A 25,274-nucleotide genomic window follows, 5' to 3' on the forward strand; every position below is an offset into this window, starting at 1 on the left:
CAACGTGACCAATATTCCGCCTGCTCCGAAGCAGGCGGTCGCTGTACATTGCACACCGCTTGTGCGTAGACACATGCGCCGTACCTGGCACTGGCAACCTCTTCGCCCTGTCGCTTGAGCTTTCGGCCGGGCAGATTAGCCGTCTCAAGACCGTGAGCAGTTTGGAGCCCTCAGAACCGGCCAAAACACCCGTTCCCTGGGCGGTCGGCGAGTCGCGGCCTGATCTAGTGGTGACACCGCGCAAACATCTGCAGCACAGGGAGGAGAGTCAGCCATCCCTCGATCGCCTCCACCAACTCGGCTGACTCGTCCCGTCGCACAGTCATACCCTCAACTGCTCCACTCAAATCGCCACGAGCAAGGCGCCGAGCGACCGGTAGGGTTTCATGCCAAGGTGCGACGATTAAGTAGCGAATGATCAACGAGGCCAACAGTGTCGAAGTGACGATAATTAAAGCACTCAACGCCTGTAGGAGCATGAGCGGACGACCGCGTTTACTGATCTATACTTGCGTCGCAGCGACAATTTACTCGACCTGCCGAATGCCCCAAAGGCACACCCAGCAGTGCTAAATGTAGAGTTCGCACCGTATTGCACGACGCATTTCTTCCGAAGATGGGGCCCCCGACTGAGGCGCCCCTGACAACCCGTCTATCCTATCGAATCCCTGCCAGGCGCAAAGCTGCCGGCGTATAGTCAGCTGACGAAGCCGGGCGGCCGAAGTCGTAGGATTGCTTCTCTTCGTTCTTCATGCCGAATGCTAGATAACGACCAGACTGCAGATCATACAATGCTTCCAGTGTGTACCACGGCACTTGCTTGTTGTAGTAGTACTGGGCATGCCCCTCCCCCACTCGCCACAGAGTGCCACGACCATCGTAATGGTCGACAACCGCGACCTGCCAGGTGTCCTCGTCGATATAGAAGTCGCGCTTGGCATAGATGTGCCGCGCGCCAGCCTTCAGGGTCGCAGTCACGTGCCAGACGCGGTGCAGCTCATAACGAGTCAGGTCCTGGTTGATATGTCCCGCCTTGATGATGTCGGAGTATTTCAGCTGCGGCGAATCGAGCTTGTAGCTGTTGTAGGCAATATACATTTCCTTCTTGCCGTTCAGCTTCCACTCGTAACGGTCGGGAGCGCCGTTGTACAGATCGTAGTTGTCGGAAGTGCGCAGGCCGTCGGATGCAGTGCCCGGGCTGTCGTAGGCCACCTGCGGGGCGCGGCGCACCCTACGTTGACCGGCGTTGTACTGCCAAGCCATACGCGGCTCCTTGATCTGGTTGATAGTCTCATGCACCAGCAGCACGTTACCGGACAGGCGCGAGGGCGCGGTAACACGCTGCATGAAATAATACGATACGTTGCCTTTCTTACTCGGATCGAAATCGGCGAGGTTGACGAGCCAGGCAAAGTCGTCCTGGAAGTGCACCATGCTATAGGCGCCGTTCGCCTGCGGAGTAGCCTGTGTCAGCAGACGCTTCGCGCTGCCACCGCGATAACGGCTGATGTGGTTCCAGATCACCTCCACACCGTTCTGCGGGATCGGGAAGGGGTTAGCGACCTGGTTGTAGCCCTGCAGACCGTTGCCGTCTTCTACCAGCTTGGTGGCGATGGCATTGGCCTTGGTCCCGGCAAACACATCGGCCGACAGAGTGGCAGTGCGATGAGTCGGATACACCGGCAAACGGTAAGTGTCTGGATAGCGCTTGAACATTGCCTGCTGCCCGGGTGATAGCTTGTCCTTGTATTGCTCCATGTTCTGCGCAGTGATGGTGAACAGCGGCTTTTCATTGGCAAAGGGGTCAGCAAGAAAGCCCTTGGCGTCGACCGCGCCGGCATTCTGAGGCAGACCACCAGTCCATTCGGGAATGCTGCCGTCGGCATTCCCGACCTTCTCGGCGCCGATTGGGGTCAGCGAGGCACCCAACTTGGCTGCCTCGCCTGGAGAGACAGCAGCCATTACGCCGGCAGCCAGCAGGGACAGCGCCAGGACGCCGGTTTGCAGCAGGTATTTAGTTGTTTTCATATACATAGTCTTCCTCAAAAATCCTTTCCATTTAGAAGTTCACTCCAAAGCCGTGTGCAATAAAGTCACAGTTTTCAATGATGCTGTACTTGCTGTCAGAAAACTTGGTGCCGGCTAGGCTGATCGTATACACCACTCACTCCCAGCAAGTGTTTAACCATCTGAATTACCAGACATCTAAGCATCAAGAGGAGAGATTTTCCGCAAGCGCTGAGACACCTTCGGCCATGCCGGAATCACCAAGTTAGATTGGTATTTAATTTATCTTAAGCATCTTTTCGGCCAGCCAATTTGAGCTTTTGCTCAATCTCACCCAACTGTTGCTCCGCAGAAGTAGAACCAAGCCTCCGTGCCTGTAGGAACCAGCTATAAGCATACTCAAGGGCTGGTATACCCTCAGGCCCATCGACGGCACCAGCTAAATGGCATTCCCCGATAGCAAGGGCAAAATCGGTCGTTATTGAAACGCTGTCCAATTCACTCGTAATGCATGAGCCGTTGTACTCAGCCTGCGCTGTACCGGCTACCAAGAGGGCCGTTGCGGCCAGGAGCTGCTTGATCATAGGTAGACCTCTTTAGGATAAGCTCTCATTAGGTTCTATAACAGAACCTCACAGAAGCCAAAATAGGTGCTATGATGGAACCTGTCAACGGATTTTTACTAGGCGCTGGCAAGCGCCCATTTGCTTGGGGGTTCTCGTAATGGAAAGGCTTTCCTTTATGGATCGAAATTGCTCCATCGCGCGTTCAGCGGATGTACTTGGAGATTGGTGGAATATCCTAATCGTGCGTGAGTCGCTATGGGGTACGACAAAGTTCGATGAGTACCAGCGCAATCTAGATATATCAAAGGGGATTTTGTCAAAAAGACTTAAATTACTTCAAGACCATGAAATCTTAGTGAAAACATCCATCGGAACTAGTACCGAATACTCCCTTACAGAAAAAGGACGCGCACTTCAAGTTATAATTGTTGCCATGTTGCAATGGGGAGACAAATGGAACCCACTACCAACAGGAGCACCCGTCATCCCAATAGATAGAAGAACTGGAGCACCAATCCCCCCTGTAAGTTTAATAGACATTAATGGTGAAAAATTGGAAGAAAACCATTTGGGACTACTCCCCGGCCCCGGCGCAGACGATGCGACTAGGAACAAGCTGGAAACTGCATCCAAGAGGCGTAAAGATCGAGCTACAACAGACACTTCAGGACGAGCAAGATCGCCTTCTATTTCTGTTTAGATAGAATCTAAGTCTTCTTGAACCGAAGACATTCCCCCCTTCTGGATATTCCTTAACGAGAGCCCTTTGAGGTACCCGATTTCCAGATAAAAAAGGGGGGTGGGGCGAGCATGCCCTACTATCGAAGTAGCTCACCAACGATTTGAAAGCTGCTTGACCTGAGGACTCACGGCTGCCGATCTCAATCAAGCCGTGCGTCAGTGCGTCAGGATCTATCCCCTGTTGATGTCGAATCCTCGCAGCCTATCCCCATATGACTTAGTAGCCGCCTTGCACAGATAGCTGGCTCGGTGGAGCAGCATTGCCAGCTCATACACCACGCCCAGGACAGGTTCCGCATTCACATGCGGCCGGCCAGCAGCGTCCTGTAACGCAACCAGCCGAGCTCCTACAAGATATCGAGGACGTCAACACCTTGTTCCAGGATATCCGCCGGCGCAGGGGTTAAGTGGCAGCCTGATCCGGAGCTGCCTGGTTGGGCGTTAACCCACTTACCGTTTATAGATTCTTGCCCAAATTCACAGTTGTTCTGCCCGGCCCTAGTTAACGGCACCCTGTCGTGGTTTACACTGGCGCCACCCCCTAGAAAGAAGATCGCTACTGCGGTCTGACCTCTACTGCTGGCGAGTACTGGACTGACTGCCAATCGTGCAGAGCAATAATCACTCGTTGCGCACAAAAAACCCAAAAAAGTTAAACAAGGTAAATGGTTGATTTATGGAAGATAAATCACAAGTAACAGTTAGCAAGGCTCCGGAACCTACGAGCGAACACACGCCGGAACAACCTACGCCCGCTCCTGCCGCTGCACCGACAGCCCCAGCAGCCCCTGTCACGCCGCCGGCCAGCCCGGCCAGCAACCCGGCCAGTCAGCGCCAGCGTGCCAGCCAGATGCTCCAGGCCCTGCGCTTGGAACTGCAGAAGGCCGTGATCGGCCAGACCGCCGTGGTCGACGATGTGCTGACCGCGCTGATCGCCGGCGGCCATGTGCTGGTCGAAGGTGTGCCCGGCCTGGGCAAGACCTTGCTGGTACGTGCCCTGGCCCGCTGCTTCGGCGGTGAGTTCGCGCGCATCCAGTTCACCCCCGACCTGATGCCCAGCGACGTCACCGGCCACGCCGTGTACGACCTGCAGAGCGAGCAGTTCAAGCTGCGCAAGGGCCCGGCCTTCACCAACCTGCTGCTCGCCGACGAAATCAACCGCGCCCCGGCCAAGACCCAGGCAGCCCTGCTGGAAGTCATGCAGGAGCGCCAGATCACCCTCGAAGGTCGGGCCATGGCGGTGCCACAACCCTTCATGGTGCTGGCCACGCAGAACCCCATCGAGCAGGAAGGCACCTACCCGCTGCCGGAAGCCGAGCTCGACCGCTTCATGCTCAAGCTGCGCATGGACTATCCGCAGGCCGATGAAGAAATGACTCTGGTGCGCCAGGTCACCCGCTCGGCCAAGGCCGACATGCTCGAAGTGGCGCCGCTGCGTACCCTGCTGCAAGCCAAGGACGTACTGGCCCTGCAGAAGATCGCCAGCGACCTGGCCATCGACGAGCAGGTGCTCGACTACGCCGTGCGCCTGGCCCGCGCCACCCGCACCTGGCCGGGCCTGGCCATGGGTGCCGGGCCACGTGCCTCGATCGCCCTGGTGCGCGGCGGCCGTGCCCGTGCCCTGCTGCGTGGCGGCGATTTTGTCCTGCCGGACGACGTCAAGGGTTGCGCCCTGGCGGTGCTGCGCCACCGCGTACGTCTGGCCCCGGAGCTGGACATCGAGGGACTGTCGGTCGACCAGGTGCTGCAGCAACTGCTCGACCAAGTGCCGGCGCCGCGCCTGTGATGCAACGCCAACCGCTCGCCCGAGGCGCATACCCGGCATGAAACCTTCGCGCCTCCTGCTCAGCCTGCTCGGTGCGCTGCTGACCCTGGCCATCGTCCTGGGCACGCTGCCGCTGCTCAAGGTCAAGCTGCCGGAAACCCTGCAGCCCCTCTGGTGGGGCCTGCTGCTGGCTCTCTTGCTGCTCGCCGCGGTCGATGCCCTGTGGCTGCGCCGCCAGCCCTCACCGCGCCTGGAGCGCCAGCTGCCGGGCAACCTGCCGCTGGGGCGCTGGAGCGAGGTGCAGCTGACCCTGCATCACGATTACCCCCAGCCGCTGAGCATCGAGCTGTTCGACCACGTGCCCGAGCGCATGGACTTCGAATACCTGCCGCAACGCGTCGAGCTGCGCCCCGGCGAACAGACCCAGTGCGGCTACCGCGTGCGCCCGTTGCTGCGCGGGCACTTCCGCTTTACCCGCTGCGAACTCAACCTGCCCAGCCCGCTGCGCCTGTGGCAAGGCCGGCGCTACCTGGAGCTGCCGGGGGAAACCCGCGTCTACCCGGATTTCGCCCGCCTCTATGGCGCCCAGCTGATGGCCGTGGATGACTGGCTCAGCCAGCTCGGTGTGCGCCAGCGCCCGCGCCGCGGCCTGGGCCTGGAATTCCACCAGCTGCGCGAGTTCCGTGACGGCGACACGCTGCGCCAGATCGACTGGAAAGCCACCGCACGCAAGCGCACGCCGATCGCCCGCGAATACCAGGACGAACGCGACCAGCAGATCGTCTTCCTGCTCGATTGCGGGCGGCGCATGCGCAGCCAGGACGGCGATCTGTCGCACTTCGACCATGCCCTCAATGCCAGCCTGCTGCTCAGCTACGTGGCCCTGCGCCAGGGCGATGCGGTGGGCCTGGCGACCTTCGCCGGCGACCAGGACCAGTACCTGCCGCCGGTCAAGGGCCAGGCGCAGATCAGCACTCTGCTCAACGCCGTGTACGCCCTGGACAGCACCCGGCGCCCGGCCGATTACGCCACGGCGATCAATAACCTGCTGGTACGCCAGCGCCGCCGCGCCCTGGTGGTGCTAGTGACCAACCTGCGCGACGAGGACGATGAAGAGTTGCTCGGCGCGGTGAAGCGCCTCAGCCGCCAGCACCGTGTGCTGATCGCCAGCCTGCGTGAGGAAGTCCTCGACCAGTTGCGCCACACCCCGGTGCAGAGTTACGAACAGGCGCTCGGCTACTGCGGCACGGTGAACTACCTGAATGCCCGCGCCGGCCTGCACGAACGCCTGCTGGCCCATGGCATCCCAGTGCTCGACGCCCGTCCGGGCGAGCTGGGGCCGGAACTGGTCGGGCGCTATCTGGCCTGGAAAAAGGCTGGGGTGCTCTGATCGCGGCCTGGCAAGAGCCGGCCCGGTAGATTCTGCGCCGTAGTCGCAGAGCACATCACTACGTAGGAGCCAGCTTGCTGGCGATCTTGGCAGGTCAAAAGCATCGCCAGCAAGCTGGCTCCTACAGAGTTTGCTGCGCGACAGCACTCCGTCGAAGATGGCGGGCAATCTCCTACATTCAGCCGATCAGGATAATCGACCAGACCAGTGCAATCAGGCTGAGCGAAACGAACTGCGCGGCGCTGCCCATGTCCTTGGCATTCTTCGACAAGGGGTGGCGATCCAGGGAGATGCGATCGATCGCCGCCTCCACCGCCGAGTTGAACAGCTCGACGATCAGCGACAACAGGCCCACCGCCACCATCAGCGCGCGCTCTACCGGGCTGACATCCAGCCAGAAGGCCAGAGGCACCAGCACCACGTTGAGCAGTACCAGCTGACGGAATGCAGCTTCACCGGCGAAGGCGGCGCGCAGGCCGTCCAGCGAGTAGCCGGCGGCATTGAGGATACGTTTCAGACCGGTCTGGCCCTTGAATGGCGACATTGCGTGACTACCTGAGAAAGACTGCGCCAAAGCCTAGGGCCGGGGCCGTCAAAAATACGTGAAGGGCAGCGTTCAGAACCTGTTTACGACCTTCTGAATTAGAGTCAGACAAGGCAAAAATGGCTGAGGAAGCGGAGTTTACGAGTTGTAAATGAGCATTCCGAGGCCATTTTTAACGCAGTATGACCGACAGTCAGGAGATCGTAGACAGGTTCTCACTGCCCCGGAATCGATTCCATCTGCTGCAGCAACAGCGCCGCCTGGGTCCGGGTACGCACCCCGAGCTTGCGGAAGATGGCGGTGACGTGGGCCTTGATGGTTGCCTCGGAAACACTCAGCTCATAGGCGATCTGCTTGTTCAGCAAGCCCTCGCAGACCATGGTCAGCACCCGGAACTGCTGCGGGGTGAGGCTGGCCAGGCCGGCGCTGGCCGCCTTGGCCTCGGCCGACACGCTGGCCGCTTCGGCCGTCAACGCCGGCCACCAGACATCGCCGTCGAGCACCTGGCGCACGGCCTGCTGGATGGTTTCCAGCGAGCTGGACTTGGGAATGAAGCCACTGGCGCCGAACTCGCGCGAACGCACTATCACTGCCGGTTCTTCCTGCGCCGAGACCATCACCACCGGCACCTGCGGGTACTGCCCGCGCAGCAGCACCAGGCCGGAAAAACCGTAGGCACCGGGCATGTTGAGGTCGAGCAGGACCAGGTCCCAGTCGCTCTTCTCACCCAGGCGGGTTTCCAGTTCGGCAATGCTGGCCGCTTCCACCAGCCGCACATCCGGGCCCAGGCCCAGGCTCAACGCCTGTTGCAGGGCGCTGCGGAACAAGGGGTGATCGTCAGCGATAAGGATTTCGTAAACGGCCATGGAATTCCCTGTTGTTGTGGGCCTGGCAGCAAGCGGCGCCAAGCATGCCCAGCCCTGACGGGGTGGTCAAGTCGCGCGCTTTGCGGCAAAGTCGCGGCTTTTTACTGTCGAGACCGACCATGCGAAGCCAAGCCCTGCGCGCCGACCTGCTGATGTTACTGACCGCCATGATCTGGGGCTCGGCCTTCGTGGCGCAACGCCTGGGTATGGATGCCATCGGTCCCTTCCTCTATACCGGCCTGCGCTTCGCCCTGGCCAGCGTGGTGCTGTTGCCGCTGGTTGTGCTGCTGAGCCGCCGTGGCGGCGAAAAAGCGCCAGAACCGATCAACCGCAGCCTGCTGCTCGCCGGTCTGATCATGGGCCTGGCCCTGTCGCTGGGCATCAACCTGCAACAGGTCGGCCTGCTGTTCACCAGCGTCACCAACTCCGGCTTCATCACCGGCCTGTACGTCATCGTGGTGCCGCTGCTTGGCCTGTTCATCGGCCACAAGACCGGCATGGGCACCTGGCTGGGCGCCGGCCTGGCGGTGGCGGGGATGTTCCTGTTGAGCGTAGGCGAAGGTTTTCAGGTCGCCTCCGGTGACTGGCTGCAGCTGGCCGGCGCCTTTGTCTGGGGTGTGCATGTGTTGCTGGTCAGCTTCTTCGCCAGCCGCCATGACCCGCTGCGCCTGGCACTGCTGCAGTTCGCCACCTGCGCAGTGATCAGCCTGGTACTGGCCCTGGTCCTCGAAGAGATCAAGCTCGACGCCATCCTCGCCGCCGGCCCGGCGATTCTCTACGGCGGCCTGTTCGGCGTGGCCGTCGGCTTCACCCTGCAGGTGGTGGCGCAGAAGCATGCCATCGCCTCGCACGCGGCGATCATCCTGTCTCTGGAGGCGGTATTTGCCGCCATCGCCGGCGCGCTGTTCCTCAGCGAGGCCCTGGCGCTGAAGGGCTATTTTGGCTGCGCCCTGATGTTCGCCGGCATGCTGCTGGCCCAGCTATGGCCGAAGAAGGCCCTGACGAACTAGCAGGTTGTTGAAAAACTACCTGCGTTGCCATCGCGGCGTTAAAAACAGGCTCAAAATGCTCATTTACAGCTCGTAAACTGCGCTTTTTCTCCTGTTTTTGCCTTGCGCTGGCTGCCTCGCCAACGCTTTTCAACAGCCCGCTAGAGAAAGGCTTTGACGGCCAGGTGCGCGGGGCTGTTCTCGTCCACCGGCCAGCGGTGCTTGGCTCCCAGGTAGCGCTCGGTGAACAGGTCCAGCCAGGCATCCAGCGCACCCGCCGCCTGGCCGTCGCCGGCCTGTTCCAGGCACAGGGCGGCGACTTCGGCGGTACACAAGTGCTCGTCACGCTTGGAGCGGCGCAGGCGGTAGCGCGACAGCTGCTCCGGCTGCAGGCTGAGCACCGGCAGGTTGTCCAGGTAGGGGCTCTTGCGGAACATCTTGCGCGCCTCGGTCCAGGTCGCATCGAGCAGGATGAACAGCGGGCGCTTGCCGCTGTCTGCCGGCAGTTCGCCGATGACCCGCTGTGGCTCGGCATACTCTCCGGGGAACACCACATAGGGCTGCCACTGCGGATCGGCCAGCAAGGCCAGCAGGGCCGGATCGACCGTCGTACGCTGCCAGCCGAAGGCGAAGGTATCGGCCACCAGATCGGCAATCAGCCAGCCGGTGTTGCTCGGCTTCAGCGCTTCCACGTCGTACATCAGCAGGCACACCCCCGCCCGCGCCTCGACCTGCGGCAGCCAGGCACACAGGCAATGACTGCCCAGTACCCTGCAGCGCGGGCAGCGCGGTGCCCGCGAGCCGCGCGCCACGAAAGGCTTGAGGCTGCGTGCCAGACGTTCGGCGCGCAGCCGGGCAACGGCGTGAGTCATGGAGAAACCTGCGGAGTGAAGAGCAAAGGGCGCGCAAGTCTAGAGTAAGATGGGCAACGACTGAACCCGCCAGCTGCCGGCCGGTCGAAGGATTCCGTCTTATTTAAGGAGATCGTCCATGCTGCGCCCCGCCATCCTGCTCGTCCTCAGCCTTGTCCTGCCCACCGCCCAGGCGGCTTCACTGCAGGAATACGAGCTGGCCCGCATGCTCGGCCAGGTGGCCAAGGACAGCAGCGTCGGTACGCCGCGGGCGATCAACGAGGACATCCTCGACCAGGGCTACACGGTGCAAGGCAACGAACTGATCAACCACCTCAGCGTGCGCAGCGGACACGCGGCGCAAATGCGCGGCAACCCGGACGCGGTGCGCCAGCAACTGGCGAAGAGCGTCTGCAGCAATACCGGCTATCGCCAGCTGTTGGCCCGCGGCGCCGTACTGCGTTACGAGTTCAGCGAGTACCAGAGCAATCGCCCGGTCACTACCGAGCGTTTCGCCAAGGCCGATTGCGGCCTGCAATAGGCCGCGCGCTCAATGGCCTTCGGCGCGTTTCTGCTCGTCGTCGGCGCGCAGTTCGGCAAGCAACGCCTCCATGTAGCGTGAGCGCCGCGCACCGCCCTCCAGGCGTCGGCGGCACTCGTCTTCCAGGCTCAGACCATTGGTGCGCGAGGCCTGCACCAGCAGGCGATACAGCTCCAGATCCAGCTCCAGCGTCAACTTGGGCATACCTGCCACTCCCTATGCCGTCCTCATGTCATCCCTGGGAGCCTGCCAACCTGCCTCAACGCAAGCTCAGGGGATCTCCTTCACCACAGACCGCAGCCCACTCCTCAGCACTGAGCAGCTGCAGCGGGCTCATTTCCAGCAGCTCAGCCGCTGCCTGCAACACATGCGCCCAACTGGCCCGATTGGCAAACAGCATGCCGGCCTCGTCCAGTGTCCCGCCGCGGTTCTGGTAACCCAGCACACGCTGCCAGCGGGCATCGCCCAAAATCGGCCAGAGATGCCCGCGGGCCACTTCGGGGCGCATGTGGGTCAACAGTATCCGGCGACCACAGGCCGCCGGGAACAGCTCCTCGAGCAGCGCTGCCGGGGCCACGCTCATGGCCTCCCAGACATCACGCGGGGCGCGGAAACGCCCCGGTTCCTGCAAGTAAATCAGACGCCAGGCGCAGCCTGCCGCGCTCAGACGAACGGCGGCGCGACGCATCTCGGTCAACTGATAACTGCCGGTAGCAATCAACAGCAGCGGCTCAGCGCCCGGCGCCTGATCCAGCAGGATGGCGCCATCGCGGGCCAGGCGTTCGGCCTGCTGCTGATCGAAGACCGCTGGCCGCTCGCGCTTGGGTGCCACCACACAGGCCAATTGCCCGCGCGCCTGGTAGATCGCCGGCAGCAGGGCCAGCAACGCGTTGTGATCGGCCGGAAACAGCACCCGCAGCATGTCGTTCATCTCGCCGAGCAGGGCCTCGCAGAACGTGGTGTCCTGGTGCGACTGCTGGTTCTTGCCGTTCTCCCAGGTGTGCGAAGTCGCCACCAGCGGCCAGCCCAGCCAGCCCGCCGGGCGCCCCACTTCCTTCTGCTGACGGGCGAAGATCAGGCTCTGGCGCACGGCGCCGAGCATCTTCACGCAGAAGGCTTCGTAACTGGCGACCAGATTCAGCCCGCCCTGATTGGCCAGGCAGGCAGAGACCACGGCCTCCTCATTGAGCGCGGTGATGATCGCGCCGTGCAACGACTCCTGCTCGCTTTCCGGGCTGCTGACCCGGTGCTTGAGCGCCTTGAGCACGCCGCCCAGGCGGTTGCTGGCCAGCTCGTCGGGATTGCCGACCCGTGGCCGCAGGCCCGGATTGGCGCCCACCAGATCGACGAAGAAGCGATCCAGGGCCGCCATAGGCGAACAGGCAGTGGACTGATAGTGCAGCTCGGGTAATTGCGGTGTCGCTGGCTGACGTACTGCCAGAACATGCTCACGCTCGGCCGGGCGCGCGCGGCGTGAAGTGATGAACAGCGCACAGGCCTGCGCCAGTTCGTGCGGCGCCACCCACAAGGGCGCCGCGTGCTGATTGAACAGCGCCCGCACGGCCGCATCGTCATGCGGATTGCCCGGCAGTGGCAGGTTGTGCGCCGCGTTGCTGCCGGCACCATAGAAACCAAAGCCCTTTTGCGTTTCGGCAATGCCGTAGGGCATCGGCAGCGGATAGTGCAAAATCTGGTTGTGCAGCTCCTGCACACGGTGTTCCAGGCGCTGCTCCATTTCCCAGAGGGCGCAGGCAAACGCCGCCGGGTCGCGGCCATCGAAACTCAGCGGGTCGAAGCCGCAGCCACCCAGGTGCTGGCGAAAGCCGTCCAGTCCTGCATGGGTGCCCAGCTCGGTACGCTGCTCGATGCGCCGGCCATTGGCGATCATAACCGGCAGCGCCACCCCGCAATCCTCGGCGCGCCACCAGCGCGGCATCCAGTCGCTGCCACGCTGCTCTTCGGCCGCACCATCGGAAAGGAAGGCCACCAGCTTCTCCCCCGGCAGCGGCATGTGCGCATACTGCAACTCGGCAAAGCCCAGGTAACCGCCCTCGGCAATACCGCCGCCGGTGTGCGGATTGACGTGGCTGCCCAGCGGCACGCCCGGGCCGCCATCCGGAGCCTGCGCATAGCTGTAGAAATCCGCCACCAGGCGACTCATCCCGGCTTCGTCGCGCGTGTAGCGCTGCGCCTGCTGCGGATACTGGTTGGCCGTAAGCAGGTTGAGCGCTTCGATGGCCGCCACGCAGTGCCCCTGACCCATCAGCCAGCCGCGGGTTTCACCTGTCAGCGCGTTGAGCGCCAGATAGCCGGCATAGGCCGGCACCATATTCAGCGCGCCACCGGTATGCCCTTCCGGCTGCACCTTGAAGTCCTCGGTCTGCAAGGCCGTACCGTCCAGAGGCACGTGCCGGGCATAGGTCATGTGCACCACCAGCCACAGGCCGGCAGCATTCAGGCGATCCAGAGCCCAGAAGAATCGATAGACGCTGGCCAGATCCGGCTGCCGACCGCTTTGCACCAGTTGATGGGCCAGGCGGAACACGGCCGCCTGGGTCTCTGGACTATGCTGCACAGGACCGTAACCGCACCGCCATTCGGCAAAACGGCTCTCGGCAGCGGCATGGGCGTCCAGCTCAGCGGCACTCGGGAAGATCTGCGACATGGCTCTGCTCCTGGGGTTTAGCGCAGTCTAGGTCAGCTAATCCATGCCTCTGCTGACCTGTATCAAGACCCGTGGCCAGCGCTCGCGGCAACCTGCAGTCATTCAACCTGCAAGGACACCTCCATGGCTCTGCTCAGCTTTCTCGGCGCTATCCAGCAAGTCACCGGCTCCTGCTACCTGATCGAAAGCCGCGATGGCGCCCGGGTACTGCTGGAGTGCGGCCTGCGCCAGGGCCACCGGGAAGAGGAAGGCGGCAATCGCGCGCCCTTCCCCTTCGATCCGCTCAGCCTGGATGCGGTGGTGATTTCCCATGCCCACCTCGACCACACCGGCCTGCTGCCCAAGCTGAGCGCCGCCGGTTACCGTGGGCCGATCTTCGCCACCGAGGCCACTTGTGAGCTGATGGAGCTGATGCTGCTGGATGCCGCACATATCCAGGAACACGACGCCGAGTGGGAGAACAAGTGGCGCGCGCGCCTGGGCAAGGCACCGATCAGCCCGCTGTATACCAGCCTCGATGCGGAACAGGTACTGCGCCAACGGCGGCCACTGGCCTATGGAGCCGCACACGAGGTGGCCAAGGGCGTGCAGGTGACCTTCCATGAGGCCGGGCATATTCTCGGTTCGGCCATCGTCGAGATGGTTGTGCAGGACCATCACCTGAGCCGCCGCCTGGTGTTCTCCGGCGACCTGGGCAATACCTGCTCACCACTGATGCGCGACCCCACTACCCTCGACCGCGCCGACCTGGTGCTGCTCGAATCCACCTACGGCGACCGCGACCACCGCTGCAGCAGCGACACCCTCGACGAGCTCGCCGCCATTCTGCAGCAGGCCCATCGTGATGGCGGCAATGTGCTGATCCCCTCCTTCGCCGTCGGCCGCACCCAGGACCTGATCTACTACCTCGGACGCTTCTATCAGGAAGGCCGTCTGCCGCAGCAGGCGGTGTTCCTCGACAGCCCCATGGCCATTCGCGCCAACGCCATCTACTCGCGCTACCAAGACCAGTTCGACCCGGCGGATCGTGCCGCCCTGAAGAGCAAAAACAGCAAGCGCATCGAGGACTGGCTGCCGATCCTGCGCTGCACCCCGCAGCCGGAAGACTCCATGGCGATCAACCGGATCCGCAGCGGCGCCATCATCATCGCCGGCAGCGGCATGTGCACCGGCGGGCGCATCGTCCACCACTTCAAGCACAACCTCTGGCGCAGCGAGTGCCACCTGGTATTTCCCGGTTTCCAGGCCAAGGGCACCCTGGGCCGTGCCATCGTCGATGGCGCCAGCACGGTCAAGGTGCTGCACCAGCGCCTGGCGGTGAAAGCCAAGGTCCACACCCTCGGCGGCTTCTCTGCCCACGCCGGGCAATCGCAGCTGATCGACTGGGTCAGTCACTTCGACCATCGCCCGGAGTTGTACCTGGTGCATGGCGAGCTGGAGAAGATGCAAGCCTTGCAGCAAGCCCTGCACGACCAGCTCAACTGGATCGCCAATATCCCCGAACCGGGCGAGCAGATCGCTCTCTGAGGGGCTCCCGACTTCCGCCGAGGTCAGCCAACAGGCTGGCCTGCCGGCCCCGGCCGATCAATCCGGTTACAAAAGCCTGGCTGCCGCGCTGCAACCCGCCTCTCGTTTGCCTCTCAAAGCGCCATGGCCCAGCCATACTCTCTACAGGGTCGGGCGTTTCAAGGATGTGGAATGACCCGGTCCGTATCAGAAAAGGAGAAGTTGTATGCCTTATGAACCGGACGACTATCTGTCTCGGCACTTTCAGACCAGCGGGATCGACCTGAGCAGCAAGGTGGCCGAACTCGCCAGCCTGGTGGTACCGCCCGCCAGCCCCAATCTGCCGCTGTACCAGGAAATGCTCACCACGGTAGTGCGCATGGCCCAGGCCGACCGCAATCGCTGGGACGCCAAGATCATGCTGCAAACCCTGCGGGAAATGGAGCACGCCTTCAGCTCTCTCGAACAGTTCAAACGCCGGCGCAAGGTCACCGTGTTCGGCTCCGCGCGCACTCCAGCCGACCATCCGACCTACCGCCTGGCCCGCGAACTGGGCCAGACCCTGGCCCGCCTGGATCTGATGGTGATCACCGGTGCCGGCGGCGGCATCATGGCCGCCGCCCATGAAGGTGCCGGCCTGGAAAACAGCCTCGGCTTCAATATCACCCTGCCCTTCGAACAGGGTGCCAATGCCACCGTGCAAGGCAGCGGCAACCTGCTGTCCTTCCACTTTTTCTTCCTGCGCAAACTGTTCTTCGTCAAAGAAGCCGATGCCCTGGTGCTCTGCCCGGGCGGCTTCGGCACACTGGACGAAGCACTGGAAGTCCTGACCCTGGTGCAGACCGGCAAGAGCCCACTGGTGCCCATCGTGCTGCTGGATGAACCGGGCAGCAACTACTGGGAAGAAGCCCTGCGCTATATCCGCGAACAGTTGCTGGAGCGCCACTACATCCTGCCCAGCGACATGCACCTGATGCGCGTGGCGCACAGCGCCGAGGAAGCCGGCCAGGAGATCGCCCGCTTCTACCGCAACTTCCACTCGACGCGCTGGCTCAAGGGCAGCTTCCTGATTCGTATGAACCACCCGCTCAATGCCGCAGCCCTGAAGACCCTGGACAAGGAGTTCGCCGATCTGTGCCTGAGCGGTGGCTATCTGCAACAGGAACACTGCGAGGCGGAAAGTGACGAACCGGAGTTCTGCGAGCTGACCCGCCTGGCCTTCCACTTCAACGCCCGCGACCACGGCCGCCTGCGCGAACTGGTGGACTTCATCAACCTGCCACAGAACTGGGCGCAGAACGGCTGAGACACACGGCACTAACCACAGGCACAGCGCTGCAACAGATGCAAAGCACAGATAAAAGAAAGCCCGGAAGTGAGGACTCCGGGCTTAAAGGGGAATTCAGTCCAGGTCGGCGCCGCGTAGCAGGCGACCGATCTGTTCCTGGGAAAAACCGCGGTAGGCGAGGAAACGTCCTTGCTTGGCCCGCTCACGCACATCCGTGGGTAGACCAGCGGAAAACTTGCGCTGCCAGAGTTCACGCAACTGCGCCGACCAGTCGATATCCGCGGCGGCCAGTGCCTGCTCAATCGCTGCACGCGGCAAACCGCGCTGGGCCAGTTCCTCGCGGATACGCAGCGGCCCATAACCGGAACGCGCCTTGCTGCTGACGAAGCTGTCGAGATAACGCGACTCCGACAGCAGCCCCTCTTCCGCCAGGCGGTCGAGGGCGCTGTCAATCAGCTCCGCCGGGGCGCCGCGCTGACGCAGCTTGCGCGTCAGCTCCACGCGTCCATGCTCACGGCGCGCCAGCAGATCCATCGCGGTACGCCGCACCGCAACCAGGGTATCGAGCATCATGGACGACTACCGGCGATCAGGCGGTGGCGATCAGGCGTCGATATCGGCCAGGTCGTCAGCATCGGCCGTCGACTCCGCACGAGCGGCCGGGCCGGAGGCCACCAGCAGCTTCTCGCGGATGATTTTCTCGATGGCGCCGCCTACTTCCGGGTTGTCTTCCAGGTACTTGGCCGAGTTGGCTTTGCCCTGGCCGATCTTGTTGCCCTGGTAGCTGTACCAGGCGCCCGACTTCTCGATCAGACCGAGCTGCACGCCGAGGTCGATGACTTCGCCGGTGCGGTAGATGCCCTTGCCGTAGAGAATCTGGAATTCGGCCTGACGGAACGGCGGGGCTACCTTGTTCTTCACCACCTTGACCCGGGTTTCGCTGCCGACCACTTCGTCGCCTTCCTTGACCGCGCCGGTACGGCGGATGTCCAGGCGCACCGAGGCGTAGAACTTGAGGGCGTTACCACCAGTGGTGGTTTCCGGGCTGCCGAACATCACGCCGATCTTCATGCGGATCTGGTTGATGAAGATCACCAGGCAGTTGGCGTTCTTGATGTTGCCGGTGATCTTGCGCAGGGCCTGGCTCATCAGGCGGGCCTGCAGGCCGACGTGCATGTCGCCCATCTCGCCTTCGATTTCGGCCTTGGGTACCAGGGCGGCCACGGAGTCGACGATGATCACGTCGACGGCGTTGGAGCGCACCAGCATGTCGGTGATTTCCAGGGCCTGCTCGCCGGTATCCGGCTGCGACACCAGCAGGTCGTCGACATTCACGCCGAGCTTGCCGGCGTAGTCCGGGTCGAGGGCGTGTTCGGCGTCGACGAAGGCGCAGGTGGCGCCCATCTTCTGCGCTTCGGCGATCACCGACAGGGTCAGGGTGGTTTTACCCGAGGACTCCGGGCCGTAGATCTCGACGATCCGGCCTTTCGGCAGGCCGCCAATGCCGAGGGCGATGTCGAGACCCAGGGAGCCGGTGGAAATGGCCGGAATGGCTTGGCGCTCATGGTCGCCCATGCGCATCACTGCGCCTTTGCCGAATTGCTTTTCGATCTGGCCCAGGGCCGCCGCCAAAGCACGCTTCTTGTTGTCGTCCATTTCCATCCTCACGTATTCAAGAGGGCCAATCGCCCACTAACAACTGTATAAGTAGACAGTAGTATTCCATAAGGCAAGTCGCTCGCCTACCCCCGTCAGGGTTTTTCTCCTGCCGTCAGTCGGAGCAGCCCCTGCAGTGCGCGCTCGACCGTCTGCCGGCGTACTTCGCTGCGGTCGCCGGCAAACTGACAGCGCTGGCTGTACAGCTGTTCGGCGTCCCCCCAGGCCAGCCAGACCGTACCCACCGGCTTCTCCGGCGAACCACCACCCGGGCCGGCCACGCCGCTGACCGCCACGGCGAAGCGTGCCCCACTGCGCTGCCGGGCACCGTGCACCATGGCCTCGACCACCTCCTGGCTGACCGCACCGACGCGCTCGAACAGTTCGGCCGGCACCCCCAGCTGGGCGGTCTTCTGTGCATTGGAATAGGTGATATAGCCGGCCTCGAACCAGGCCGAGCTGCCGGCAATGCGGGTGATTGCCTCAGCAATCCCGCCGCCGGTACAGGACTCGGCGGTACTGATCTGGGCGTGCGCGGCTTGCAGGCCTTGCCCCAGGCGGGCAGCCAAAGCTGTAAGGGAATCCATATGCGCTCCGGGGTTAAGCGGGTTCGGCGGATACCGTACACTACGCGACTTTGTGAATTAAGCCGGACAGCCAGAACCATGAGTGATCTCTCCGCCCACACGCCAATGATGCAGCAGTACTGGAAGCTGAAGAACCAGCATCCGGACCAGCTGATGTTCTACCGCATGGGCGACTTCTACGAGATTTTCTACGAAGACGCGAAGAAAGCCGCAGCGCTGCTGGATATCACCCTGACCGCGCGCGGCTCGTCAGCCGGCCAGGCAATCCCGATGTGCGGCATTCCGCACCACTCGGCCGAGGGCTACCTGGCCAAGCTGGTCAAGCTCGGCGAGTCGGTGGTGATCTGCGAGCAGATCGGCGACCCGGCCACCAGCAAGGGCCCGGTCGAACGCCAGGTGGTGCGCATCATCACCCCCGGCACCATCAGCGACGAAGCCCTGCTCGACGAGCGCCGCGACAACCTGCTGGCCGCCGTACTCGGCGACGAGCGCCTGTTCGGCCTGGCCACCCTGGACATCACCAGCGGCCGCTTCACCGTGCAGGAACTCAAGGGCTGGGAAAATCTGCTGGCCGAGCTGGAGCGCCTGAGCCCGGCCGAGCTACTGATCCCGGACGACTGGCCGCAGGGCCTGCCGGTGGACAAGCGCCGCGGCACCCGCCGCCGCGCGCCCTGGGACTTCGATCGCGACACGGCGCGCAAGAGCCTGTGCCAACAGTTCGCCACCCAGGATCTGAAAGGCTTCGGCTGCGAGAACCTGAGCCTGGCCATCGGCGCCGCCGGCTGCCTGCTCGGCTATGCCAAGGAGACCCAGCGCACCGCCCTGCCGCACCTGCGCAGCCTGCGCCACGAGCGCCTGGACGACACGGTGATCCTCGATGGCGCCAGCCGGCGTAACCTGGAGCTGGACACCAACCTCGCCGGAGGGCGCGACAACACCCTGCAATCGGTGGTCGACCGTTGCCAGACCGCCATGGGTTCGCGCCTGCTGACCCGCTGGCTGAACCGTCCGCTGCGCGATCGTGCCGTGCTGGAAGGCCGCCAGGACTCCATCGCCTGCCTGCTGGACCGCTACCAGTTCGAACTGATCCAGCCGCAGCTCAAGGACATCGGCGACCTCGAGCGCATCCTCGCCCGCATCGGCCTGCGCAACGCCCGCCCACGCGACCTGGCGCGCCTGCGCGACGCCCTGGCCGCCCTGCCGCAGCTGCAAAACGGCATGGCTCAGCTGGATACTCCGCACCTAACCGAGCTGGCGACCAGCATTCGCACCTACCCGGAACTGGCCGACCTGCTGGCCCGCGCCATCATCGACAACCCGCCGGCGGTGATCCGCGACGGCGGCGTGCTGAAGACCGGCTACGACGCCGAGCTGGATGAACTGCAGTCGCTGAGCGAGAACGCCGGCCAGTACCTGATGGATCTGGAAGTGCGCGAGAAGGCCCGTACCGGCCTGGCCAACCTCAAGGTCGGCTACAACCGCGTGCACGGCTACTTCATCGAGCTGCCGAGCAAACAGGCCGAATCGGCGCCCGCCGACTACATCCGCCGGCAGACCCTGAAAGGCGCCGAGCGCTTCATCACCCCGGAGCTCAAGGAGTTCGAGGACAAGGCCCTGTCGGCCAAGAGCCGCGCCCTGGCTCGCGAGAAACTGCTGTACGACGAACTGCTGGAGCACCTGATCGGCCACCTGGCGCCGCTGCAGGACACCGCGGCAGCCCTCGCCGAACTGGACGTGCTGAGCAACCTGGCCGAACGCGCGCTGAACCTCGACCTCAATCGCCCGCGCTTCGTCGAAGAACCCTGCATGCGCATCAGCCAGGGCCGCCATCCGGTAGTCGAGCAGGTGCTGGATACGCCGTTCGTAGCCAACGACCTGGGTCTGGACGACAACACCCGCATGCTGATCATCACCGGCCCGAACATGGGCGGTAAGTCGACCTACATGCGCCAGACCGCGCTGATCGTGCTGCTCGCCCATATCGGCAGCTTTGTCCCGGCAGCCAGCTGCGAGCTGTCGCTGGTCGATCGCATCTTCACCCGCATCGGCTCCAGCGACGACCTGGCCGGCGGCCGTTCGACCTTCATGGTCGAGATGAGCGAAACCGCCAACATCCTGCACAACGCCAGCGAGCGCAGCCTGGTGCTGATGGACGAAGTCGGCCGCGGCACCAGCACCTTCGACGGTCTGTCGCTGGCCTGGTCGGCCGCCGAACAGCTGGCCAGCCTGCGCGCCTGGACGCTGTTCGCCACCCACTACTTCGAGCTGACCGTGCTGCCGGAAAGTGAGCCAGTGGTCGCCAACGTGCACCTCAACGCCACCGAGCACAACGAGCGCATCGTCTTCCTGCACCACGTGCTGCCCGGTCCGGCCAGCCAGAGCTATGGCCTGGCCGTGGCGCAGCTGGCCGGCGTGCCGGCGCCGGTGATCGCCCGCGCCCGCGAGCACCTGGCGCGCCTGGAAACCACCAGCCTGCCCCACGAAACACCGCACAGTGCACCTGGCCAACCGGCAGCACCACTGCAGAACGACCTGTTTGCCAGCCTGCCGCACCCCGTGCTGGAGGAATTGGCCAAGATCAATCCCGATGATCTGACACCGCGTCGTGCCCTGGAGCTGTTATATACATGGAAGACGCGCATCTAACGCCCAGCGCCGCAAGCTGATAGAATCGCGCGCAATTTTACGACTGCCCGGTTTACAGCCTGAGCCGCGGCCAATTACAGAGCACCTGCAAGCCCTACGCAGAAAGGGATCAGGCCGCCGCCCGAGGAGAGAATCGAACCATGACCTTCGTCGTTACCGACAATTGCATCAAGTGCAAATACACCGACTGCGTGGAAGTCTGCCCGGTTGACTGCTTCTATGAGGGCCCGAACTTCCTGGTGATCCACCCGGACGAGTGCATCGACTGCGCCCTGTGCGAGCCGGAATGCCCGGCCCAGGCGATCTTCTCCGAAGACGAGGTGCCGGAAGACCAGCAGGAGTTCATCGAGCTGAACGCCGACCTGGCCGAAGTCTGGCCGAACATCACCGAGAAAAAGAAGCCCTGGCGGACGCCGAAGAGTGGGATGGCGTGAAGGACAAGCTGCAGCACCTGGAGCGCTAAGCACTAAGCGCTTTCGCTGCAACGCAAAAGGCCCGCACGACGCGGGCCTTTTGCTGTGTGCAGCTTTTCTACGGGCAAAAAAAGGGGCGGTGATTAACCGCCCGCTCTTTTTTCCCTACTCCCTCTGTCTCCTGCTCATCATCCTGATGAACCGCATCCTGCGGTGGTTCCTGACCTTCTTCCCTGAGGGCCTGTGCTTTTCCCTTTGCACGGGGTTCATATTAGCGTTTTGCCCCGACTGAACAAGGCCACCACTCAGCGCAAAAGAAGCCAATGACGGCCATAACCTAAGAAGAAGTCTTTATTTTTCAATTGGTTAAATTTTATCGACGTAGGAGAAAGGCCCATCACCCGCGCTAGCCACCTGCAATTTCCTACAGCCTCTGTAAGCAATCACTTACAACGCCAACAATAAAAAACCCGGCCGAAGCCGGGTTTCTCATGCACCCAGAAGTGCTTACTGGAACAACGCGTCACTCGACAAGCCATTCTTCTCGAGAATCTCGCGCAGACGCTTGAGCGCTTCGACCTGGATCTGCCGAACCCGCTCGCGGGTCAGGCCGATTTCCTGGCCAACTTCCTCCAGCGTGCAGCTCTCGTGACCACGCAGACCGAAGCGGCGGATCACCACCTCACGCTGCTTGTCGGTGAGTTCCGACAGCCACTGGTCGATGCTCTGCGAAAGGTCGTCATCCTGCAGCAGCTCGCAGGGGTCGGTCGGCTTTTCGTCGGTCAGGGTATCGAGCAGGGTCTTGTCCGAATCCGGCCCCAAAGACACATCCACCGAAGTCACCCGCTCGTTGAGGCCAAGCATGCGCTTGACCTCGCCCACGGGTTTTTCCAGCAGGTTGGCGATCTCCTCGGCCGACGGTTCGTGATCGAGTTTCTGCGTCAGCTCGCGCGCGGCGCGCAGGTAGACGTTGAGCTCCTTGACCACATGGATCGGCAAACGAATCGTGCGGGTCTGATTCATGATCGCCCGTTCGATGGTCTGACGAATCCACCAGGTGGCATAGGTCGAAAAGCGAAAGCCACGTTCCGGGTCGAATTTTTCCACTGCGCGGATCAGCCCGAGGTTGCCCTCTTCGATCAGATCCAACAGGGAAAGACCCCGATTGACGTAGCGCCGGGCGATTTTCACCACCAGTCGCAGGTTGCTTTCGATCATGCGTTTGCGACCCGCAGGATCACCCTTCTGCGCCAGACGCGCGAAGTGCACTTCTTCCTGAGGAGTCAGTAGAGGGGAAAAGCCGATTTCATTGAGATAGAGCTGAGTGGCGTCGAGCGCCCGGGTGTAATCGATGTATTTGTGCTGCTTGAGACTAGTGGTCGAGTTTCTGGATTTGGCGCTGGAAAGCGGTAGCTCGGAATCCTCGCTTAACACATCTTCCAGGACGATGCCGGGCTCCATGAGCAGCACTTCATCGTCGACGTCAAACTCCGGCGCTTCTTTATTGAGTGCCATTGTTGTTGTCCTTTGCTGAGTTCGACAACAAGCCCTGGCGGCGCCCATTCCAGTTTCACTTCAGGGAGAACCGGCCCCCCACGCCTGCCGAAACAGACCTGCTGCCGTTCACTTCGCACCTGAAATAAAGCTGAATTCACTCCCTGGCAACACCCGAGCCCGTTCCTCCTACTCTGGAACAGACTGGTAGCAAGGTCAGCGACGTGGCAGATATTGCAGCGGATCCACAGGTTTGCCCTGACGGCGAATCTCGAAGTGGAGTTTCACCCGGTCGGTTCCCGTGGAACCCATCTCGGCGATATTCTGTCCGGCTTTGACCTGCTGCCCCTCCCGCACCAGTAGTCTACGGTTATGTCCGTAAGCACTTACGTAGGTATCGCTGTGCTTGATGATCACCAGTTCGCCGTAGCCCCGTAACCCACTTCCGGCGTACACAACGGAACCATCAGACGCAGCCAAAACAGGCTGGCCCAATTCACCGGCGATATCAATTCCTTTATTCAAACTGCCGTTTGACGAGAATTTTCCGATCAGCACGCCATTCGCCGGCCAGGCCCAGCCTTTCGCCGAGCGGGTTACCGGCTGCACTTTGCCGGGTACAACCGGGGCCGTTACCGGCGGCTTGCTGGCCTGAACCGGGGGCGGCGCAGCCTGTACCGGCGGTTGCTGTGGCGCACGCGTAACCGGCTGCTGAGCCACAACCACAGGGGCGCTAGTCGACTTGCTGACCTGGGCCACGGCCGGTGCGCTGCCCTGGGGGGAGTCGAAACGGATGATCTGCCCTGGGCGAATTACATAGGGCGCTGGGATATTGTTGCGCGCTGCCAGCCCCTTCCAGTCCCAGCCAAAACGGAACGCAATCGAATACAGGGTATCGCCGCGCTGCACGATGTACTGGCCACCGCTGGCCTGGGGGCGCGGCTGCTGGCCGCCGGCATGATTGCGATCAACCACCTGCACCGGCGTAGTCGGAGAGCTGCCACAACCGCTGAGCAAGGCGGCGAAAAGCAATGCACCAAGGCCGGCTCGACCGGCAAGGCCATTTCGCTGCTGTTTGGTTGTGACTGTCACCCCGAGCTCCCTATGCAGGTGTTTCTTGTAAGAGCGGCTATTGTGCCGCATTTATTCGGAGGAGCCAGCCGTTTGCTGTTTGCGCCCAGCCAGCCACTCCAGACCCAGAATCAGGATCACACCCGCAATGGCCAGAAGAATAGCCAGCCAGAGCTGGGCATCCTGGCCATTGAGCTGAGCGAACTGCGCCGGCAGCAGGTTGTCCTGCAGCAGGGGTGTCTGCTGACCATGGCTGTCGGTGCGCCAGGTCAGGGTCTGTTTCCACGGCCAGACCTTGTTCAGCGAACCAAGCATCAGGCCAACCAGGAACGCCAGGGTCAGATCACGCCAGCGCGCCAGCAGCCAGCTGAGCAGACGGGCAAAGCTCAGAATGCCGACCAGGCAGCCGGCAGCGAAGACCGCCAGCACGGCGATATCCAGGGTTTTCACCGCGCCCAGCACGACCGCATACAAGCCCATCAGCACCAGCAGGAAACTGCCGGAAATGCCCGGCAGGATCATCGCGCAGATGGCAATGGCGCCGGCCATAAACAGGCTCAAAGGATCGCTGCCCCACTGCACCGGCGAGGCCACGGTGATCCACCAGGCGAAAGCAATGCCCAGCACGAAGCTGGCGAAACGTGTCCAGTTCCAGCGCGTGATCTCACGTGCCACCAGGTGGCTGGACACCAGGATCAGACCGAAGAAGAACGACCAGACCGGTATAGGATGTTCGTCCAGCAGCCAGGTGATCAGCCGCGCCAGGCTGAAAATGCTGGTCAGAATGCCGCTCAGCAGCACCAGCAGGAAAGTGGCATTGGCCGTTTGCCAGGCCTTGACGATGCGCCCGCGCAGCAGCTGCAACAGGGCTTCCGGCACGCTGGCTATCGAGCGCAGCAGCTCATCGTAAATGCCGCTGATAAAGGCCACGGTGCCACCGGAAACGCCCGGCACCACATCAGCCGCACCCATCGCAATGCCCTTGGCGAAGAGCAGCAGATAATTCTTCATGCAGCTTCCTTGGCAGATCGGTCAGGCCACTGGCCCGTTGAGCAGCGGCACGAAACGCACCGCATCCAGCACATGCCGGGAGTAACCGTCTTCTTCGCGGACGATCAGCAGCAGTTCCTGCACATCGCCGGCGCCGACCGGAATCACCAGGCGGCCACCCAGAGCCAGCTGCTCGAGCAGCGCCTGCGGTACTTCGGCGGCGGCCGCAGTGACGATGATGCCGTTGTAGGGCCCCAGCGCATTCCAGCCTTCCCAGCCATCGCCCCAGCGAAACACCACATTGCGTAGCTTGAGCTCGGCCAGACGCTCCTTGGCGCGATCCTGCAGACTCTGGATGCGCTCGACCGAGAACACCCGCTCGACCAGTTGCGCCAGCACAGCGGTCTGGTAGCCGGAACCGGTGCCGATCTCCAGCACTTTGTCCAGCGGCCCGGCGGACAGCAGCAGCTCGGTCATCCGTCCGACCATGTACGGCTGGGAGATGGTCTGGTTGTGCCCGATCGGCAGCGCGGTGTCTTCGTAGGCGCGATGCGCCAATGCCTCATCGACGAACAAGTGGCGCGGCGTACGGCGGATGACTTCCAGCACGTGCGGATTGGACAGGCCTTCTTCGTACAGGCGCTCGATCAGGCGCTCGCGGGTACGCTGCGAAGTCATGCCGACGCCCTGGCGCTGCA

Annotated in this window: 22 protein-coding genes and 2 pseudogenes; 9 read left to right on the forward strand and 15 right to left on the reverse strand. The window is 62.6% G+C overall.

What is annotated here, in order from left to right; all coding sequences use genetic code 11:
- Window positions 1-657: 657 nt before the first annotated feature.
- Together LRS11_RS21875 and LRS11_RS21880 are read right to left on the reverse strand one after the other, a co-directional pair.
- Window positions 658-2,028 carry a DUF1329 domain-containing protein gene (locus tag LRS11_RS21875; protein ID WP_260494920.1) on the reverse strand — a complete coding sequence of 457 codons (1,371 nt, stop codon included), beginning with the start codon at window positions 2,026-2,028 and terminating at the stop codon, window positions 658-660.
- Window positions 2,029-2,294: 266 nt separating this feature from the next.
- Window positions 2,295-2,591: a hypothetical protein gene (locus LRS11_RS21880; protein ID WP_260494921.1), complete on the reverse strand. Its 297-nt coding sequence runs from the start codon at window positions 2,589-2,591 to the stop codon at window positions 2,295-2,297.
- Between the two features lie 139 nt (window positions 2,592-2,730).
- On the opposite strand from LRS11_RS21880, the gene LRS11_RS21885 reads away from it, so the two are divergent.
- Window positions 2,731-3,273, forward strand: coding sequence for a winged helix-turn-helix transcriptional regulator (locus tag LRS11_RS21885; protein WP_260494922.1), 543 nt, complete (start codon window positions 2,731-2,733; stop codon window positions 3,271-3,273).
- A 212-nt stretch (window positions 3,274-3,485) separates the two neighbouring features.
- On the opposite strand, the pseudogene LRS11_RS21890 reads toward LRS11_RS21885, so the two are convergent.
- A pseudogene (locus LRS11_RS21890) lies at window positions 3,486-3,593 on the reverse strand (inovirus Gp2 family protein); the annotation flags it as partial.
- 397 nt (window positions 3,594-3,990) lie between these two features.
- Here LRS11_RS21890 and LRS11_RS21895 point away from each other — a divergent pair.
- Window positions 3,991-5,100, forward strand: coding sequence for a MoxR family ATPase (locus LRS11_RS21895; RefSeq protein WP_260494923.1), 1,110 nt, complete (start codon window positions 3,991-3,993; stop codon window positions 5,098-5,100).
- Between the two features lie 37 nt (window positions 5,101-5,137).
- Window positions 5,138-6,469: a DUF58 domain-containing protein gene (locus LRS11_RS21900; RefSeq protein WP_260494924.1), complete on the forward strand. Its 1,332-nt coding sequence runs from the start codon at window positions 5,138-5,140 to the stop codon at window positions 6,467-6,469.
- Window positions 6,470-6,647: 178 nt separating this feature from the next.
- Here LRS11_RS21900 and LRS11_RS21905 read toward each other — a convergent pair whose 3' ends face one another.
- Together LRS11_RS21905 and erdR are read right to left on the reverse strand one after the other, a co-directional pair.
- Window positions 6,648-7,013, reverse strand: coding sequence for a diacylglycerol kinase (locus LRS11_RS21905; protein ID WP_260494925.1), 366 nt, complete (start codon window positions 7,011-7,013; stop codon window positions 6,648-6,650).
- A 215-nt stretch (window positions 7,014-7,228) separates the two neighbouring features.
- Complete coding sequence (erdR, locus tag LRS11_RS21910; RefSeq protein ID WP_260494926.1) at window positions 7,229-7,879, reverse strand: response regulator transcription factor ErdR; 651 nt, start codon at window positions 7,877-7,879, stop codon at window positions 7,229-7,231.
- Between the two features lie 119 nt (window positions 7,880-7,998).
- On the opposite strand from erdR, the gene LRS11_RS21915 reads away from it, so the two are divergent.
- A complete protein-coding gene (locus LRS11_RS21915) occupies window positions 7,999-8,889 on the forward strand; it encodes a DMT family transporter (protein WP_260494927.1) in 891 nt (296 codons plus the stop codon).
- A 140-nt stretch (window positions 8,890-9,029) separates the two neighbouring features.
- Here the strand turns inward: LRS11_RS21915 and LRS11_RS21920 are convergent, their stop codons facing one another.
- On the reverse strand, window positions 9,030-9,740 hold the full coding sequence (locus LRS11_RS21920) for a tRNA-uridine aminocarboxypropyltransferase (protein WP_260494928.1): 711 nt from the start codon (window positions 9,738-9,740) through the stop codon (window positions 9,030-9,032).
- Between the two features lie 118 nt (window positions 9,741-9,858).
- Between LRS11_RS21920 and LRS11_RS21925 the strand changes: the two genes are divergently transcribed.
- Window positions 9,859-10,260, forward strand: coding sequence for a quorum-sensing-regulated virulence factor family protein (locus LRS11_RS21925; protein ID WP_260494929.1), 402 nt, complete (start codon window positions 9,859-9,861; stop codon window positions 10,258-10,260).
- 9 nt (window positions 10,261-10,269) lie between these two features.
- On the opposite strand, the gene LRS11_RS21930 is transcribed toward LRS11_RS21925, so the two are convergent.
- Both LRS11_RS21930 and LRS11_RS21935 read right to left on the reverse strand, forming a co-directional pair.
- Window positions 10,270-10,464, reverse strand: a complete 195-nt coding sequence (locus LRS11_RS21930) for a hypothetical protein (protein ID WP_260494930.1) — start codon at window positions 10,462-10,464, stop codon at window positions 10,270-10,272.
- 55 nt (window positions 10,465-10,519) lie between these two features.
- Complete coding sequence (locus tag LRS11_RS21935) at window positions 10,520-12,925, reverse strand: xylulose 5-phosphate 3-epimerase (protein ID WP_260494931.1); 2,406 nt, start codon at window positions 12,923-12,925, stop codon at window positions 10,520-10,522.
- A gap of 123 nt (window positions 12,926-13,048) precedes the next feature.
- Here LRS11_RS21935 and LRS11_RS21940 point away from each other — a divergent pair, with 123 nt between their 5' ends.
- Window positions 13,049-14,452 (forward strand): MBL fold metallo-hydrolase RNA specificity domain-containing protein, encoded by a 1,404-nt coding sequence (locus LRS11_RS21940; protein ID WP_260494932.1) that lies wholly within the window; start codon window positions 13,049-13,051, stop codon window positions 14,450-14,452.
- 205 nt (window positions 14,453-14,657) lie between these two features.
- The gene (locus tag LRS11_RS21945; RefSeq protein WP_260494933.1) at window positions 14,658-15,737 is read left to right on the forward strand and encodes an LOG family protein; all 1,080 of its coding nucleotides are present in this window, start codon (window positions 14,658-14,660) and stop codon (window positions 15,735-15,737) included.
- A 96-nt stretch (window positions 15,738-15,833) separates the two neighbouring features.
- Here the strand turns inward: LRS11_RS21945 and recX are convergent, their stop codons facing one another.
- From recX to LRS11_RS21960, 3 genes are all read right to left on the reverse strand, one after another.
- Window positions 15,834-16,292 carry a recombination regulator RecX gene (gene recX / locus LRS11_RS21950; RefSeq protein ID WP_260494934.1) on the reverse strand — a complete coding sequence of 153 codons (459 nt, stop codon included), beginning with the start codon at window positions 16,290-16,292 and terminating at the stop codon, window positions 15,834-15,836.
- A 30-nt stretch (window positions 16,293-16,322) separates the two neighbouring features.
- Entirely contained in the window at window positions 16,323-17,375 is a 1,053-nt protein-coding gene (gene recA, locus LRS11_RS21955; protein ID WP_260494935.1) for a recombinase RecA, read from the reverse strand.
- A gap of 95 nt (window positions 17,376-17,470) precedes the next feature.
- Entirely contained in the window at window positions 17,471-17,962 is a 492-nt protein-coding gene (locus LRS11_RS21960) for a CinA family protein (RefSeq protein WP_260494936.1), read from the reverse strand.
- A gap of 78 nt (window positions 17,963-18,040) precedes the next feature.
- Between LRS11_RS21960 and mutS the strand changes: the two genes are divergently transcribed.
- Both mutS and fdxA read left to right on the forward strand, forming a co-directional pair.
- Window positions 18,041-20,608: a DNA mismatch repair protein MutS gene (gene mutS / locus LRS11_RS21965; protein WP_260494937.1), complete on the forward strand. Its 2,568-nt coding sequence runs from the start codon at window positions 18,041-18,043 to the stop codon at window positions 20,606-20,608.
- 140 nt (window positions 20,609-20,748) lie between these two features.
- Window positions 20,749-21,071, forward strand: a pseudogene (gene fdxA / locus LRS11_RS21970) (ferredoxin FdxA).
- A 457-nt stretch (window positions 21,072-21,528) separates the two neighbouring features.
- Here fdxA and rpoS read toward each other — a convergent pair.
- The 4 genes from rpoS to LRS11_RS21990 all read right to left on the reverse strand — a co-directional run bounded on the left by rpoS (window position 21,529) and on the right by LRS11_RS21990 (window position 25,254).
- Entirely contained in the window at window positions 21,529-22,536 is a 1,008-nt protein-coding gene (gene rpoS, locus LRS11_RS21975; RefSeq protein ID WP_260494938.1) for an RNA polymerase sigma factor RpoS, read from the reverse strand.
- Between the two features lie 195 nt (window positions 22,537-22,731).
- Window positions 22,732-23,658 carry a peptidoglycan DD-metalloendopeptidase family protein gene (locus LRS11_RS21980; protein ID WP_260494939.1) on the reverse strand — a complete coding sequence of 309 codons (927 nt, stop codon included), beginning with the start codon at window positions 23,656-23,658 and terminating at the stop codon, window positions 22,732-22,734.
- A complete protein-coding gene (locus tag LRS11_RS21985) occupies window positions 23,659-24,597 on the reverse strand; it encodes a DUF368 domain-containing protein (RefSeq protein ID WP_260494940.1) in 939 nt (312 codons plus the stop codon).
- Window positions 24,598-24,618: 21 nt separating this feature from the next.
- Window positions 24,619-25,254, reverse strand: a complete 636-nt coding sequence (locus LRS11_RS21990) for a protein-L-isoaspartate(D-aspartate) O-methyltransferase (protein WP_260496976.1) — start codon at window positions 25,252-25,254, stop codon at window positions 24,619-24,621.
- Window positions 25,255-25,274: the final 20 nt, after the last annotated feature.

Source organism: Pseudomonas sp. J452, assembly GCF_024666525.1.
In the GTDB taxonomy this organism is placed as follows: Bacteria; Pseudomonadota; Gammaproteobacteria; order Pseudomonadales; family Pseudomonadaceae; genus Aquipseudomonas.

Coding starts and splice junctions, on each gene's coding strand:
- LRS11_RS21875 (WP_260494920.1), bottom strand. CDS start 2,028: ATGAAAACAACTAAATACCTGCTGCAAACCGGCGTCCTGGCGCTGTCC.
- LRS11_RS21880 (WP_260494921.1), bottom strand. CDS start 2,591: ATGATCAAGCAGCTCCTGGCCGCAACGGCCCTCTTGGTAGCCGGTACA.
- LRS11_RS21885 (WP_260494922.1), top strand. CDS start 2,731: ATGGAAAGGCTTTCCTTTATGGATCGAAATTGCTCCATCGCGCGTTCA.
- LRS11_RS21895 (WP_260494923.1), top strand. CDS start 3,991: ATGGAAGATAAATCACAAGTAACAGTTAGCAAGGCTCCGGAACCTACG.
- LRS11_RS21900 (WP_260494924.1), top strand. CDS start 5,138: ATGAAACCTTCGCGCCTCCTGCTCAGCCTGCTCGGTGCGCTGCTGACC.
- LRS11_RS21905 (WP_260494925.1), bottom strand. CDS start 7,013: ATGTCGCCATTCAAGGGCCAGACCGGTCTGAAACGTATCCTCAATGCC.
- erdR (WP_260494926.1), bottom strand. CDS start 7,879: ATGGCCGTTTACGAAATCCTTATCGCTGACGATCACCCCTTGTTCCGC.
- LRS11_RS21915 (WP_260494927.1), top strand. CDS start 7,999: ATGCGAAGCCAAGCCCTGCGCGCCGACCTGCTGATGTTACTGACCGCC.
- LRS11_RS21920 (WP_260494928.1), bottom strand. CDS start 9,740: ATGACTCACGCCGTTGCCCGGCTGCGCGCCGAACGTCTGGCACGCAGC.
- LRS11_RS21925 (WP_260494929.1), top strand. CDS start 9,859: ATGCTGCGCCCCGCCATCCTGCTCGTCCTCAGCCTTGTCCTGCCCACC.
- LRS11_RS21930 (WP_260494930.1), bottom strand. CDS start 10,464: ATGCCCAAGTTGACGCTGGAGCTGGATCTGGAGCTGTATCGCCTGCTG.
- LRS11_RS21935 (WP_260494931.1), bottom strand. CDS start 12,925: ATGTCGCAGATCTTCCCGAGTGCCGCTGAGCTGGACGCCCATGCCGCT.
- LRS11_RS21940 (WP_260494932.1), top strand. CDS start 13,049: ATGGCTCTGCTCAGCTTTCTCGGCGCTATCCAGCAAGTCACCGGCTCC.
- LRS11_RS21945 (WP_260494933.1), top strand. CDS start 14,658: ATGCCTTATGAACCGGACGACTATCTGTCTCGGCACTTTCAGACCAGC.
- recX (WP_260494934.1), bottom strand. CDS start 16,292: ATGATGCTCGATACCCTGGTTGCGGTGCGGCGTACCGCGATGGATCTG.
- recA (WP_260494935.1), bottom strand. CDS start 17,375: ATGGACGACAACAAGAAGCGTGCTTTGGCGGCGGCCCTGGGCCAGATC.
- LRS11_RS21960 (WP_260494936.1), bottom strand. CDS start 17,962: ATGGATTCCCTTACAGCTTTGGCTGCCCGCCTGGGGCAAGGCCTGCAA.
- mutS (WP_260494937.1), top strand. CDS start 18,041: ATGAGTGATCTCTCCGCCCACACGCCAATGATGCAGCAGTACTGGAAG.
- rpoS (WP_260494938.1), bottom strand. CDS start 22,536: ATGGCACTCAATAAAGAAGCGCCGGAGTTTGACGTCGACGATGAAGTG.
- LRS11_RS21980 (WP_260494939.1), bottom strand. CDS start 23,658: ATGCGGCACAATAGCCGCTCTTACAAGAAACACCTGCATAGGGAGCTC.
- LRS11_RS21985 (WP_260494940.1), bottom strand. CDS start 24,597: ATGAAGAATTATCTGCTGCTCTTCGCCAAGGGCATTGCGATGGGTGCG.
- LRS11_RS21990 (WP_260496976.1), bottom strand. CDS start 25,254: ATGACTTCGCAGCGTACCCGCGAGCGCCTGATCGAGCGCCTGTACGAA.